Consider the following 12,535-nt stretch of genomic DNA (forward strand, 5'->3'; position numbering starts at 1 on the left):
AATTGAATGCCAGTGGGCCGTCACTGCAGTTCTTCAACGAGAGCATCGACCGCTTTGTCCACGAGTTCGTCCGTCACCGCTCGTCCTCCACGCTCGGGTGGGATTCCTCGGGGGTGTGTTCGCGCCACGTCTCTTTGTCTTCCGCGCCGAGTTGCTCGTTGAACAGTGCCGTCGCTCGTTCGTAGCCGTCGTATCCGTCGAGTCGCTCGGAATCGTCAGTAACTGCCCAGTATGTGGCCTTGTGTTCGACGAGATCGTGGTCCTTCAACCGCGACAGTGCGGTACTGACAGCACCCGCGTCTGCGTCGATCTGGGCGGCGAGTTCGCGTGCCTTGAACGCGCGATCGTCGTTGACAGCGAGAAACCCGAGTACACGATCCGGCACTGAGAGACGTGCGAGTTCCTCCTCGCTCGTGTTCTCGAAGGTATCCCGGTCAATTGACATTGCTGTCCGAACGTATGTCGTTCGACGTGAAGAGTATTATGCCTGTAAACAACGAAAATGCTGAAAGCGATCTTTCTGAGATCATTCGAAACGCGGCGGTTGTCCTTCCCAAACGGGGCTCAAAGACTGAGCGCGGCGGCACCGTTGGCTTTGGCTTCTGTGCCCACAATCATTTATTTTCAGCCGGCAGACTTAAGAGTTAGACACAGCTAAATTCGGCCAACATGGATACTGCTGTCATGGAAGATTACCTCAAGGTGATCTACGAACTCGAACGCGATCGGGGGCCGCCGGTGGGGACGTCGGCGATTGCGGACGCGCTCGGCGTGACACCGCCGACGGCCACGCGCATGCTGGAGAAATTGGCCGAACAAGCCCTCCTCGAACGCGAGAAATACAGCGGCGTCGAGTTGACCGAACACGGCCGGGCGATCGCCATCGAGACGATCCGCCACCACCGACTCTTGGAAGCCTATCTCGTCGAGCATCTCGGGTACGAGTGGGAAGAGGTCCACGACGAGGCCGAGCGACTCGAACACCACATCAGCGAGGACTTCGAGGAACGGATCGCCAGCGAACTCGACCATCCGCCGGTCGATCCACACGGCGAGCCGATCCCGAATGCAGACCTGGAGCCCCCGGTCGAAGAGGGTGTCAAGCCGCTTTCGGCCCACGAGGAACGCGACACTGTTGTCGTCGCGAGCGTCCGTGAACGCGATGTCGAGACCTTGCGCTATCTCGAAGCGGAGGGTATCGTCCCCGGACGCGAACTCGATATCGTCGAGATCACGCCCGTCGGAACGTACGTCCTCGAATGTGAGTGTGACAGCCGCCAGCTTCCGGAGTCGACGGCCGAGCGGATCTACGTTCGCTCGGCATCGACCGGCGAGGAGGCTGCCACTAAGGAGGTGCCGGGACTGTGAGCGAGTACGTCGAGATTCTCATCGTTGCCTTCGCGTTCCAGCTGTCGGTGTTGCCCGGCGAAAAGGTGCAACTCATCATCGCGGGGTTGTCGACGCGGTACCATCCACTGGTGGTCGTTTCGGCGGCCGGGACAGCTTTCGCCGGGTGGACGGCCCTGGAGATCCTCTTCGGCGAGGCGATACAGAGTGCACTCCCGGAACTGTACCTCAACGCCTTCACTGCGGGATTGTTCGTCCTGTTTGCGATCCTGCTGGTCCGGTCGGCACCAAAGCCGAGTTCGGACACGGCTACGACTGACGGTGGCGTCACGGCCGGCGTGAGCGATCTCGACGTTTCGATTTTCGGCCGGGAGATACCGCCACTGCTGGGTGGCTGGGTTCCCATTTTCGCGATGATGGCCGCCGGCGAGTTCGGTGACAAGACCCAATTAGTCACGATCGGTCTGGCAGCGGATTACGGCGCGACGTCGGCAATCTGGGTCGGCGAGATGCTGGCGATCATCCCCATTAGCCTGCTCAACGCCTATTTCTTCCACCGCTTTGCCCACCTGGTGAACCTCCGGAAGGCCCACTTTGCCGGTGCGGCGATCTTCGTGTTCTTCGCCGCGGATACCGTCCTCGCCGTTACGACTGGATTCTCAGTCTGGGAGACGATCATCGAAGGGGCCTCCAGTTTCGTCCTCGCGCTCGTCTGAACCATCGAGTGTGTTCCAACGCTGTGAGGATCATCCGAAAGATTATCGGTTGGTTCATTGTAGTTCGAAATACGTCGCCGGCGTCACGAACGGGGGGCTCATCATGACTGACACTCGCGCACTGACTAACGACGTATCGCTTGGAGATCACTCGATCACGCGGACTGGCGGGAAGTATCTCTGTGGCCTGCTCAGGTGTGCGCTGGCCGGTCGAGATCGCGTTGCCACCGGTACGCTTGCGACTCGCCTGGGCGTGAGTCGTGCAAGCGTCACCGAAATGGTCGAGAAATTCGGTGCCGGCGAACTCGTCGATCACGAACACTACCGCGGCGCAACGTTAACGGCCGAGGGAGAGACCCTGGCACGCCATCTCCAGTGGCGTCGGTGCGTGACCGAACGCTTCTTCGAGGGGGAACTCGGTCTCGATCTCGACGTCGACTGCGCCTATCGAATCGGGTTCGAATTGCCCGACGAGGGCGTCGACTGCCTGGCGTCGCTGATCGACCACCCCTGTGATCGGCTGTGTCAAGCGAGCGACGCCGCCGAGTGCCCGCGACTCACGGTCGCCACGGCGTGACCTGTCTGTCGTCGCTTCTCGGACAGCCTCTGGGTTCTCTCCCGAGAATTCCATACTGCTGGATAGTCCACTGTATTTCCGCGAAACTTCATTATAGGGGTCGATAAAACGTTTCGCCGTCGTAGCTGCCGTTATAAAATGACACACCACTTGACGTTGAGGGCGTGAAACGGGCTGAAAGCATCCGAAGGCTCTGGCATCTATAAGGACACCCCGTCCAATGGAGTAGATAGACGGTGTCCCCGATGTCAAGTTCCACGCCCCCACTCTCGGATCACGGACCGCCCGCCAACGGACAGCCTACCCGCTCGCGGCGCTGGTTGCTCGAACCAGTCCGTGGTATCGCGTTTTGGGCTGCGATTGCCCTTCCATTCGTCCAGCTCCCGCTACTGGTCTCGGGACTGGAAGAGCCCTCGACCGCCGCGGCGTTTCTTGCCCTGCTGGCCCTGAACGTGTTTATGCTGTACGTCGGCCACGCCTACCAGCGCGAGTGACTCTCCTGTTTTCGGTCGCCGCTACTGCTGTGAACGAGCGCGGCGATCGCACGTGGCGTCCACGTGATCGCAACCGGAGACTTCCCCATACCGAGACTAAGCACGTGCATCAATATCGCCCCGCCAACCATCGACCACGCTTCTATCGTCTCGATCGGCAAATCGGATCGAGCCAGCGCGTCAGGACCCTTCCAGTTGCGAAGCTCAACGCCGCGCCGAAGCTCATACCAGCGATATTGTAGTGGATCGCGGCGAACAGGACCGGCGGAAACGTCGCCAGTCGGGCCTTGATCGCGGCGAACACGCTGCCCCAGACGGCTGCCAGCACGACGAACAACAGGGCGTTCCGATAGCGCACAGTTCGGATTTGAATCGGTGACTTCTACGCATTTCACTTCTGACAGTTCACGACAATCGAGGCAACTCCTGTGTGACCGTCACGAGCCCAACAAGAAGGCTGATTACGATGCCCCTACAGGCATGAATCGATGGCTTCGACGTGGAAGCGTGATTTCGCCAGCGGGTTGATCGTCCTGGCTCCGTTGCTCGTGACGATCGTCGTCCTTCTGTGGCTGTACAACCGTTTGAAGGCAGTCCCGATCAGAATCGATCCTGACCCATTTTTCGTCTTCGGTACCAAGATCGATCTGAGTCCGGAGCCACTGGGTGTGGTTCTGACGATCGTCGTGTTCGTTCTTCTGGTGTTTGCCGTCGGCTATTTGATGCGAACCGCCTTTGGTGCGATCGTCGAATCGGCGATCGACGATCTGATGAACCGATTGCCGGGGCTGCGCGTCGTCTACAACGCTTCGAAGATGGCTGCCGAGACTGCCCTGACTGGGACCGACGAGTTGCAGGCACCGGTGAAGCTCGAACCCTGGAATGGCATGCGGATGACTGCATTTCTGACCGGCAAAACGACTGAAGATGGGCGTGAGGTGCTCTTCTTACCCACGGCACCGAACATCACCACTGGCTTCGTCATCGAGGTTGAACCCGAACAGTATACGAAAACCGACGAACGTGTCGAGGAAGCACTCACGCGGATTCTCTCGGCTGGGTTCGGCGAGAGTGACGAGCAGGCCGCCCAGATTGACGTCGAAGAACTAGCCGAAAGCAAGTCGTCCTGACTGCGTGGGTGCGTTTTCTCTCAGCAGCGACCGACCGCTTAGACGTAGGTGAACCACTCGTCGCGCTCGCCTGACTCGACGATATCGAAGAATGTCCGCTGCATCTCGTCGGTGACTGGCCCTTTCGTGCCCGGACCAACCTCGACGTCGTCGACGCTTCGGATCGGCGTGACTTCCGCGGCGGTCCCCGAGAAGAACAGTTCGTCGGCGGTGTAGAGTTCACCACGGGAGATCGTCGCGTCGTCGTGGACCGTATAGCCCTGTTCTTCGGCCAGCTCGATCACGGTCTGGCGGGTGATGCCGTCGAGGTTCGATTCGGCGAGGCCGGGCGTGTAGATCTCGCCGTCTCGGACCAGAAACAGGTTCTCACCCGGCCCTTCGGCGACCTGGCCGTCCTTGTTGAGCAGAATGGCCTCGGTGTAATCGTTGCTGTCGGCTTCCAGACTCGCTAGCACGCTGTTGACGTACGTGCCCGTGGTCTTGGCGTTGGTCGGCATCTGGCTGGAGGCGTACTTCCGCCAGGACGAGACCGCCACGTCGACACCCTCTTCGAGGGCATCTTCACCCAGATACGTCCCCCACGGCCAGGCCGCGATGGACACCTTGACCGGAGCATCGCCGGGATCCAGTCCGAGCATGTCGTAGCCGTAGAAGGCGATCGGGCGGATGTAACACGACGGGAGATCCTCGCGGTCGATCAACTCGATTGTCGCCTCGGTGAGTTCATCCCGATCGAAGGGAATCTCCATGCCGTAGGGTTTGGCTGACTGGTAGAGCCGATCGAGGTGTTCCTCCCATCGGAAGATCGCCGGCCCGTTGTCGGTGTCATAACAGCGCACCCCTTCGAAGACACCGGTCCCGTAGTGGAGGCCGTGGGTGAGCACGTGCACCTGGGCGTCCTCCCAGTCGACGAACTCTCCGTCCATCCAGATTGTCCCGACATCCATGTCGTCGAAACTCATACCCGCTTCAAAGCACCCCTCCGTTAAGAGTCTTCACGGTTTGTCGGTGGGAGGTCTGTCCTGGTCTGTCGGTCCGTTTCGTGTTATTTGACCCCGCCGCTATCTTTCCCCGGACACGGAACCTGCGCCATCTCTCACTTCGGTTTGGACGACGAATATTCGTCTCACTCGAGTACGATCCCGAGACGTGGGAATTGGGTTATACCGTTTTTATTCGTGGATTTCACTCATCTGATGATGCCATCAGTAGAATACCTCAATTTCGACGCCATGGCCGAGAACGGTTGGGATATCCAGGATGAAGACCTGTTTGAGAAGGCTGACGCCGCCGACCTCGACGACGAGGATTACGGCGTTCTGGAGCTCGATCAAGGCGAGTACATTCTCGATGCGGCCGAAGACCAGGGATTTCACTGGCCATTTTACTGCCGTGAGGGCAAGTGTGCCGTTTGCGCGACACAGGTCGTCGAGGGTGACATCGACATGGACACCCAGGAAGTCATCTCAGACGATGAGATGGCGGACGAAAACGTCCGACTGACGTGCGTCGGGACGACAGTCGAAGAGGACATCAAGATCATCTATAACGCCAAACATCTGAACTTGGATTGGTACGACTATTCGTACGATAGCTGAGATAGTCGGGAGTGCTGTCGTATCGGCCTTCAGAACGCCCTTTTTGTGGATGAAGAGAATCGTGGCCTGACAGACACGTCTGCAGACGTTGCAGTCTCCTTCTCCGCATTTGGCGGTGTCACTGGGATACGTGGTCAAAGCTGTGGCTCTCCGATTGAGATCGGGCACACGTGGGGAGACGAAGACGTCGGCTGCTGACTATCCGCGTCCACCCTGGTCAGTAGCAGCCAAACACATCGCACTCGAGAATGTGCCTGCTCCTCACCGCTCGTGGACGTGGACCGTCACGATGTCGTCGTCTTCGACGTCGAGGGCGATCCGGAGTTGGTCCGGGGCGATGATTTCCAGTTCCGCGTCGTCGTAGTGGGTTCGTTCGGGCGTGATGACATGGGCGTCGTCGTAGGTTGTGCTCTCGCTTTCGAGTGTGATCGGATAACAGTACGCCGGCCCATAGGTCCGGTCACCATCTTCCCACCCTTCGATCTCGACCGGATCCAGCGCGTTCATCCGCGCTCGGGCGCGCGTACTTCTATCGTCGAGATCGAGGTTGAACGTCCCGGGGTAGGGTTCATAGCCCAGCTTTTCGATAAACTGGTCGTGATAGCCCGACAGCGAGACGTAGTGACGGCCCTCGCCCATACCGCTGGATACGTCACCCGATAGTGTCACACCGATGCCGTGTTCGAAGATACGCTGGTATTCGGCATACTCTTCTTGCAGGAGGCGTTCGCCGTCATCGGTGACCCGGACCCACTGGCCGTCGCTGACGATTTCACGTGCCAGCAGATCTCCATCCTCAAGCCGCTGTAATCGGCGGGATGCGGTCTGATTCGAGGCGTCGAGTTTCGATGCGAGCCCGGCACAGGAGATCTTGGCGTCGCCGTCGACGGCCCCGGCCAGCGCCAGCAGCTTCAGCGTCGCCAGTTCGGCGTACCCGATGTCCTCGTCCGGGAGTTCGACCATCGCCAGGTGATTGGCCGGGCCGACAGATAAGCACACCGGGACCGGGCGAGAACTGTCCCGGCGGCCGCTCTCGTGGGGAGTCCCAAACGAGTTTGTTTGTTCGCTCTCACAGTTCTCTGTGTCCAGCAAAGACTGTTGGGCGAGATAGAACGCGCATATTCAGCGTCGAATCCGGCATACAAAGCGCGGAGAATCCGCCATCTGGAGATCCGCGAATCAGCACGTTTGTCAGGTAAACGAACAGCATCCGATCGACTTGCTGACTTCACGTTCCATGCAGCATGCCGATTTTAACTGGCTTGGAGATCTGTGACGGTGGCCCGTCTGTGGGCCACTCTGCAATCTATTGACCGCCGGACTGGCCGCCCTTCGGCGTCCACTGGGCCGCTCTCTGTTCCCAGAAGTCGCTCTCGGGCGCGAGTTCCTCGACCCAAGTATCTTCCTCCCTGGCGAGCAGGGCGACCCGGGAGTCGGCCGACTCTTTCAGGCTGTCGTGATCAGGCAGGTGCCCGCCGACCGCCTCGGTGAACTCGATCACGTCAGCGTGGTCGGGCATCGACGACCGATCGAGGCGACCCCGCGAGTGCCCGACGTGCATGTAGGCCTTCAGCTCGTAGAAATCGACGTCCGCGCGGGCGGCCATGCCGGCGTACCACGCCGGCCGATGCATGTTGTACCCGTCGATCAGTGTCGTCCGAAGCACTGTTCGAGTGTCGTCCTTCGTAGCTAGAACGTCGAGCGTATCGATCAGCCGCTCCCAGGCCTCGTCGTCGACGGGTTTGACCACGTCGTCGAAGGTCCGCCGGTCGGCGGCGTCGACAGAGACGTACAGTTGGGTGGGATCGCACTTGGCGAGCATCTCGGGATCGGTCCCGTTCGAGACCAGGAAGGTCGTAATCCCGCGGTCATGGAAGGCTTCGATGAGTTCCGGCAGGTGGGGGTACAGCGTCGGTTCGCCGTCCAGCGAGATTGCGACGTGTCGGGGTTCCATCGCCTCCTCGAAGCGTTCCCGGGGAACCTCGTCGTTGCCGCCATAGCCCGAGAGGAGCGTCCGCTGGAGGTCGATCGAGGCCGCAACGACCGCTTCGGGGTCGTCCCACTGTACGTCCTCAAGTTCGTAGGTGTGGCCGGCGTGATCGCGCCAGCAGAAGACACAGCGCTCGTTACACCGGACGACGGGCGTCATCTGGATGCACCGGTGGGAGCGAATGCCGTAGAACGCGTACTTATAACAGCGCCCTTCTCCCCGGAGTGCGTTGTCGGTCCACCCGCAGGTCTGAGCGGCGGTGTGGCCCTCGCTGTGATAGTCGGGATCGGACACTTGTCGGGCCTGGTCGCTCATCGACGCCTGATAGCCTACCGATCCGGAAAAGCATACGGATACCCACAACGACGCGGCACCTGTCCGGGAGTCGTCGGCGTGAGTACTTGGGACATCTGGGACTCCCTTCCCATCTCGTAATCCATTTAGTCGCCGGTGGGGAAGCAGGAGTATGTTCCGCGAGTTCCGCGCGTCGGTCGCCGACGCGCTCGAAGACGCCCTCGCGACGTTGGATCTCCCGGTCGATGATCTCGGGATCGAACGCCCACCCGAGGATGTCCCCGCGGTGGTCGCCTCCAGCGTCGCCTACCGGCTAGCTGAGGCGGCCGGCGCACCGCCGCCGAAGATCGCTGCCGACATCGCCGCGGCGATCGACCCGGCCGAGTACGCCCACTTGGGGAGTGTCGAGACGCAAGGCCCGTACGTCAACTTCCTGCCCGAGGAGACGTACTTCGAAAAGACGCTCGAAGCCGCCCAGGATGACGAATACGGCCACTTGCCCGCGACCGGTGACTCGGTCGTCGTCGAACACACTAGCGCCAACCCGACCGGCCCGGTTCACGTCGGGCGGGCGCGCAATCCGATCGTCGGCGACTCGCTGGCTCGCGTCCTCGAATATGCCGGCAACGACGTCGAGGTTCACTATTACGTCAACGACGCCGGCCGCCAGCTCGCGCTGTTCACCTGGGCCTACGAGACCTTCTCGGAGGACGACCTTCCCGAACCCGAACGGGACTCCCTCGAATATGAGATGGTCCGGTACTACCGGAAAGGCAACAGCTACCTCGAGGACGCTGATGCGGCCGACAGCGAGGCTGCCGAAGCCGAGATCCAGGCGATCCTCCAGGGACTGGAAAACGGCGACGAAGACACCTACGAACGCGTCAGCGAGGTCGTCGACACGGTCCTGGGTGGGATGCGCGACACGCTCCAGCGGTTGCCGGCCGCCTTCGACCAGTTCATCAAGGAGACGCGATTCATGCGCGACGGGTCGACCGACGCCCTCGTCGATCGCCTGCAGGCCCTCGATGCCGCCGTCTACGAAGCGGATGCCTGGCAACTCGACTTGCCGGACTTCGAGAAGAACCTCGTATTCTTGCGGTCGGACGGCACCTCGCTGTACACGACCCGCGATCTGGCCCACCACGAGTGGAAGTTCGAGCACTACGACCGGGCCGTGACGGTGCTGGGCGAGGATCACAAGCTTCAGGCCGACCAGCTCTCGGCGACACTCGATCTCCTCGACCACGACACCGACTGTCTCGATCAGGTGTTCTACTCGTGGGTCAACCTGCCCGAGGGCGGGATGAGTACCCGCGAAGGGACTGGGATCGACCTCGACGACCTGCTTGACGAGGCGATCGACCGCGCCCGCGAGGAGGTCGAGGACCGACTGGACGACCGCCTCCGGGACGACGATCTCACCGAGGACGATCTCGATCGGATCGCCCACCAGGTCGGCATTGGAGCCGTTCGCTTCGACATCGTCGCCAAACAGCCCACCAAGGGTATCACCTTCGAGTGGGATCGTGCGCTGGACTTCGAGGCTCAGTCGGCCCCCTACGTCCAGTACGTTCACGCCCGCTGTTGTGGCATTCTGGACGAAGCAAGTGAGGCAGGACATGCGGTTCCCGATTCGATCGACGCCGGCCTGTTATCGGCTCCCGAGGAACGCGACCTCTTGCGGGAGATTGCTCGCTTCCCGGCCGTGATCGAGCAGGCGGCCGACGAACTCCGTCCGCACGTCGTCGCGACGTACACGCGGGCCTTCGCGGAAGCGTTCAACGCCTTCTACCGGGAGTGTCCGGTACTGACCGCCGACGAGGAGCGCCGTGAGGCGCGACTGGCGCTGGTCGCCGCTTCACGAACGACGATTGCGAACGCACTCGACGCCCTCGGCGTCGCCGCGCCTGACTCGATGTAAGCGCGCCAGCAATGAGGGGTGGCGAGCGGCTGGGACAACGACGCAATCGAAAATCGACTATTCAGCGATTGAACAACCCGAAAACGCCGCCCGAATCGTTATCGGTCTCATTGTCTGTGTCCTCGTTCGCTTCGTCTGCGGGGAACCAGTCGGTATCCTCGGGGGCGATTGTTTCGACCGGTTCTCCCAGAAGGACGCGTTTGAGCGAAGCTGCCAGCCGACGGTAGGCCGCGGCGGCGGGACTGTCTGGCGCGTTGATCACGTGCGGTTCCCGTGTCGTCGCTTCCGGATCGTCCGGGATGACCGCAAGCATGTCGTGCTGGATCTCGGCGGCGACGGCTTTGATGTCTTCCGGCCCGGTCGCCCGCGTCAAAATGGATCCGATGACCTTTCCGTCGACCCGGGCTGCGAGGTCGGCGGTCTTGTTTGCGTCCCCGATCGCGACGCTGTCCGGGGTTGTCACCAGCACGACGCTGTCTGCGAGGCCGAGCGGGACTGTCGCCTCGTGGCTCAGGCCCGCCCCGGTGTCGATCAACACCGCGTCGTAGGCGTTGATCAGCGTCCGGATCACTTTGTTGAGCTTTGCTGGATCAGCGTCGGCAAACGCCTCCAGGCTCTGCTCGCCTGGCACCACCGTAATATCGCCCGGTGCTCCAGTCAGGGTATCGCTGACTGTCGCGTCCTCGGCGAGGACTTCGTGGAGGCTGTGGTCGTACTCGACGTCGAGCATGGCTGCCAGGTTCGCCATCCCCAGGTCCGCGTCGACGACGGCGACGTCGTGGCCTGCCTCTTGGAGTGCGACCCCGACGTTGACGGCTGTCGTGGTCTTCCCGACCCCGCCCTTGCCGCCAGCGATCGTAAAGACGTGTCCCGTCATCTCTGCTGTCAGAACACTCTCGTGGCATACATATAAAGCCGTTTGTCCGTCAGACTGGCGTACGACGTTATGGCTCCCATTGACACCGAAGATCACCAGACAGCTGCCAATCTGGTGGCAGCGACGTTCCTCCCGTGTGCGTATCTATCGGTCGAACCGAGATCGAAACCTGGAGGGCAAAGGATACTTACCCGGCATCCGGCTAATACGGGTAATGAGTAGCCAGGAACAGGAAGGCGACCAGACCGACCGGCAGAAATACGAGTTCCGGAAGGTCATCGAGGAGCTGGAAGACTACCGGGGATCCGGGACCCAGCTCGTGACGATCTACGTCCCGGATGATACCCAGGTGAGCGAAGTCGTGGCCCACGTGACCCAGGAACACAGTGAGGCCAGCAATATCAAGTCCAAGGACACCCGGACGAACGTCCAGGACGCACTCAAGAGTATCAAGGACCGGCTGCGATACTACGACACTTATCCGCCGGACAATGGCATGGTACTGTTTTCCGGTGCGGTCGACACCGGTGGCGGGCGGACGGACATGATCACGCGCGTCCTCGAGAATCCGCCCCAGCCGATCCAGTCGTTCCGCTATCACTGCGATTCGGAATTCCTGACCGAACCGCTCGCAGAGATGCTGACCGACAAGGGCCTATTCGGGTTGGTTGTCCTGGATCGCCGCGAGGCAAACGTCGGCTGGCTGCGGGGCAAACGCGTCGATCCTGTCAAATCCGCTTCCTCGCTGGTGCCGGGCAAACAGCGCAAAGGTGGCCAGTCCGCCCAGCGGTTCGCCCGCCTGCGCCTGGAGGCCATCGACAACTTCTATCAGGAGGTCGCGGAGATGGCAAACGAGCTGTTCGTGCCCGAACGCCACGACCTGGACGGGATCCTCGTCGGCGGCCCCTCCCCGACCAAAGACGAATTCCTCGACGGCGATTACCTCCACCACGAACTTGGAGACATGGTCCTGGGGAAGTTCGACGTCTCCTACACTGACGAATCGGGGCTGTACGACCTCGTGGATGCTGCCGAGGAGATCCTCGCTGAACACGAGATCCTTCAGGACAAGCAGGTCATGGAGCAGTTCTTCAAGGAACTGCACGACGGCGACCTGGCGACATACGGCTTCGAGCAAACCAGACAGAACCTCAACATGGGCTCGGTCGAGCAACTCCTCATCAGCGAAGACCTCCGGAAGGAGGCCCTCTCGTATGAATGTCCAAACGGGCACGACGAGTACGAACTCGTCGATCCGGACGCGAACGCCCCCGAGCGGACGTGTTCGACTTGCGGCGAGTCGATGGATGCCACGGACCGCCAGGATGCCATCGAACACCTCATCGAACTGGCTGAACAGCGCGGGACCGAGACGGTCTTCGTCTCGACGGACTTCGAGAAGGGCGAACAGTTGTTGACGGCCTTTGGCGGCATCGCGGGTATTCTCCGGTACTCGACCGGCATCTAACTGCCAGCGGACAGAGTGCTGAGCGTGATGGTAGGGGCCGTCGCCGGGACTTCCCGGCGACGCGCCATCGAAACGCCAGTGGGAATGGGGGAATGACACCGGGTGGTGTCCGGGCGTTCG

General features: G+C 61.1%; 13 protein-coding genes and 1 pseudogene. 8 read left to right on the top strand and 6 right to left on the bottom strand.

Annotated features, from left to right (window positions below; translation table 11 throughout):
* Positions 1-73: 73 nt before the first annotated feature.
* Complete coding sequence (locus tag HZR20_RS09340) at positions 74-445, bottom strand: MarR family transcriptional regulator (protein WP_181686324.1); 372 nt, start codon at positions 443-445, stop codon at positions 74-76.
* A 224-nt stretch (positions 446-669) separates the two neighbouring features.
* On the opposite strand from HZR20_RS09340, the gene HZR20_RS09345 reads away from it, so the two are divergent.
* The 4 genes from HZR20_RS09345 to HZR20_RS09360 all read left to right on the top strand — a co-directional run bounded on the left by HZR20_RS09345 (position 670) and on the right by HZR20_RS09360 (position 3,134).
* Complete coding sequence (locus tag HZR20_RS09345; protein ID WP_181686325.1) at positions 670-1,368, top strand: metal-dependent transcriptional regulator; 699 nt, start codon at positions 670-672, stop codon at positions 1,366-1,368.
* On the top strand, positions 1,365-2,063 hold the full coding sequence (locus tag HZR20_RS09350) for a TMEM165/GDT1 family protein (RefSeq protein ID WP_181686326.1): 699 nt from the start codon (positions 1,365-1,367) through the stop codon (positions 2,061-2,063). Before HZR20_RS09345 ends, HZR20_RS09350 begins: the two co-directional genes overlap by 4 nt.
* A gap of 103 nt (positions 2,064-2,166) precedes the next feature.
* Complete coding sequence (locus HZR20_RS09355) at positions 2,167-2,640, top strand: metal-dependent transcriptional regulator (protein ID WP_181686327.1); 474 nt, start codon at positions 2,167-2,169, stop codon at positions 2,638-2,640.
* A 245-nt stretch (positions 2,641-2,885) separates the two neighbouring features.
* Positions 2,886-3,134, top strand: coding sequence for a hypothetical protein (locus tag HZR20_RS09360; RefSeq protein WP_181686328.1), 249 nt, complete (start codon positions 2,886-2,888; stop codon positions 3,132-3,134).
* Between the two features lie 23 nt (positions 3,135-3,157).
* Here HZR20_RS09360 and HZR20_RS14805 read toward each other — a convergent pair.
* A pseudogene (locus tag HZR20_RS14805) lies at positions 3,158-3,492 on the bottom strand (hypothetical protein); the annotation flags it as partial.
* Between the two features lie 130 nt (positions 3,493-3,622).
* Here HZR20_RS14805 and HZR20_RS09370 point away from each other — a divergent pair.
* A complete protein-coding gene (locus tag HZR20_RS09370) occupies positions 3,623-4,264 on the top strand; it encodes a DUF502 domain-containing protein (RefSeq protein ID WP_181686329.1) in 642 nt (213 codons plus the stop codon).
* Between the two features lie 38 nt (positions 4,265-4,302).
* Here the strand turns inward: HZR20_RS09370 and HZR20_RS09375 are convergent, their stop codons facing one another.
* Positions 4,303-5,226: a branched-chain amino acid transaminase gene (locus tag HZR20_RS09375; RefSeq protein WP_181686330.1), complete on the bottom strand. Its 924-nt coding sequence runs from the start codon at positions 5,224-5,226 to the stop codon at positions 4,303-4,305.
* A gap of 237 nt (positions 5,227-5,463) precedes the next feature.
* On the opposite strand from HZR20_RS09375, the gene fer reads away from it, so the two are divergent.
* Positions 5,464-5,862, top strand: coding sequence for a ferredoxin Fer (gene fer, locus HZR20_RS09380; RefSeq protein WP_181686331.1), 399 nt, complete (start codon positions 5,464-5,466; stop codon positions 5,860-5,862).
* Positions 5,863-6,123: 261 nt separating this feature from the next.
* Here fer and HZR20_RS09385 read toward each other — a convergent pair whose 3' ends face one another.
* Together HZR20_RS09385 and twy1 are read right to left on the bottom strand one after the other, a co-directional pair.
* A complete protein-coding gene (locus HZR20_RS09385) occupies positions 6,124-6,825 on the bottom strand; it encodes a DUF120 domain-containing protein (protein WP_181686332.1) in 702 nt (233 codons plus the stop codon).
* A gap of 343 nt (positions 6,826-7,168) precedes the next feature.
* Complete coding sequence (gene twy1, locus HZR20_RS09390; protein WP_181686333.1) at positions 7,169-8,167, bottom strand: 4-demethylwyosine synthase TYW1; 999 nt, start codon at positions 8,165-8,167, stop codon at positions 7,169-7,171.
* 151 nt (positions 8,168-8,318) lie between these two features.
* Here twy1 and argS point away from each other — a divergent pair, with 151 nt between their 5' ends.
* Positions 8,319-10,070 carry an arginine--tRNA ligase gene (gene argS, locus HZR20_RS09395; protein ID WP_181686334.1) on the top strand — a complete coding sequence of 584 codons (1,752 nt, stop codon included), beginning with the start codon at positions 8,319-8,321 and terminating at the stop codon, positions 10,068-10,070.
* Positions 10,071-10,131: 61 nt separating this feature from the next.
* On the opposite strand, the gene HZR20_RS09400 is transcribed toward argS, so the two are convergent.
* On the bottom strand, positions 10,132-10,947 hold the full coding sequence (locus HZR20_RS09400) for a MinD/ParA family ATP-binding protein (RefSeq protein ID WP_181686335.1): 816 nt from the start codon (positions 10,945-10,947) through the stop codon (positions 10,132-10,134).
* A gap of 214 nt (positions 10,948-11,161) precedes the next feature.
* On the opposite strand from HZR20_RS09400, the gene prf1 reads away from it, so the two are divergent.
* Positions 11,162-12,415: a peptide chain release factor aRF-1 gene (gene prf1 / locus HZR20_RS09405; protein WP_181686336.1), complete on the top strand. Its 1,254-nt coding sequence runs from the start codon at positions 11,162-11,164 to the stop codon at positions 12,413-12,415.
* Positions 12,416-12,535 lie beyond the last annotated feature (120 nt).

The sequence above is a fragment of the Halorhabdus salina genome (assembly GCF_013839425.1).
Classification (GTDB): Archaea; Halobacteriota; Halobacteria; order Halobacteriales; family Haloarculaceae; genus Halorhabdus; species Halorhabdus salina.

Bases quoted from the DNA above. Each gene is read 5' to 3' on its own strand.
- prf1 (WP_181686336.1), top strand. From the start codon at position 11,162: ATGAGTAGCCAGGAACAGGAAGGCGACCAGACCGACCGGCAGAAATAC.
- HZR20_RS09340 (WP_181686324.1), bottom strand. From the start codon at position 445: ATGTCAATTGACCGGGATACCTTCGAGAACACGAGCGAGGAGGAACTC.
- HZR20_RS09360 (WP_181686328.1), top strand. From the start codon at position 2,886: ATGTCAAGTTCCACGCCCCCACTCTCGGATCACGGACCGCCCGCCAAC.
- HZR20_RS09400 (WP_181686335.1), bottom strand. From the start codon at position 10,947: ATGACGGGACACGTCTTTACGATCGCTGGCGGCAAGGGCGGGGTCGGG.
- HZR20_RS09345 (WP_181686325.1), top strand. From the start codon at position 670: ATGGATACTGCTGTCATGGAAGATTACCTCAAGGTGATCTACGAACTC.
- HZR20_RS09375 (WP_181686330.1), bottom strand. From the start codon at position 5,226: ATGAGTTTCGACGACATGGATGTCGGGACAATCTGGATGGACGGAGAG.
- twy1 (WP_181686333.1), bottom strand. From the start codon at position 8,167: ATGAGCGACCAGGCCCGACAAGTGTCCGATCCCGACTATCACAGCGAG.
- argS (WP_181686334.1), top strand. From the start codon at position 8,319: ATGTTCCGCGAGTTCCGCGCGTCGGTCGCCGACGCGCTCGAAGACGCC.
- HZR20_RS09355 (WP_181686327.1), top strand. From the start codon at position 2,167: ATGACTGACACTCGCGCACTGACTAACGACGTATCGCTTGGAGATCAC.
- HZR20_RS09370 (WP_181686329.1), top strand. From the start codon at position 3,623: ATGGCTTCGACGTGGAAGCGTGATTTCGCCAGCGGGTTGATCGTCCTG.
- HZR20_RS09385 (WP_181686332.1), bottom strand. From the start codon at position 6,825: ATGGTCGAACTCCCGGACGAGGACATCGGGTACGCCGAACTGGCGACG.
- fer (WP_181686331.1), top strand. From the start codon at position 5,464: ATGCCATCAGTAGAATACCTCAATTTCGACGCCATGGCCGAGAACGGT.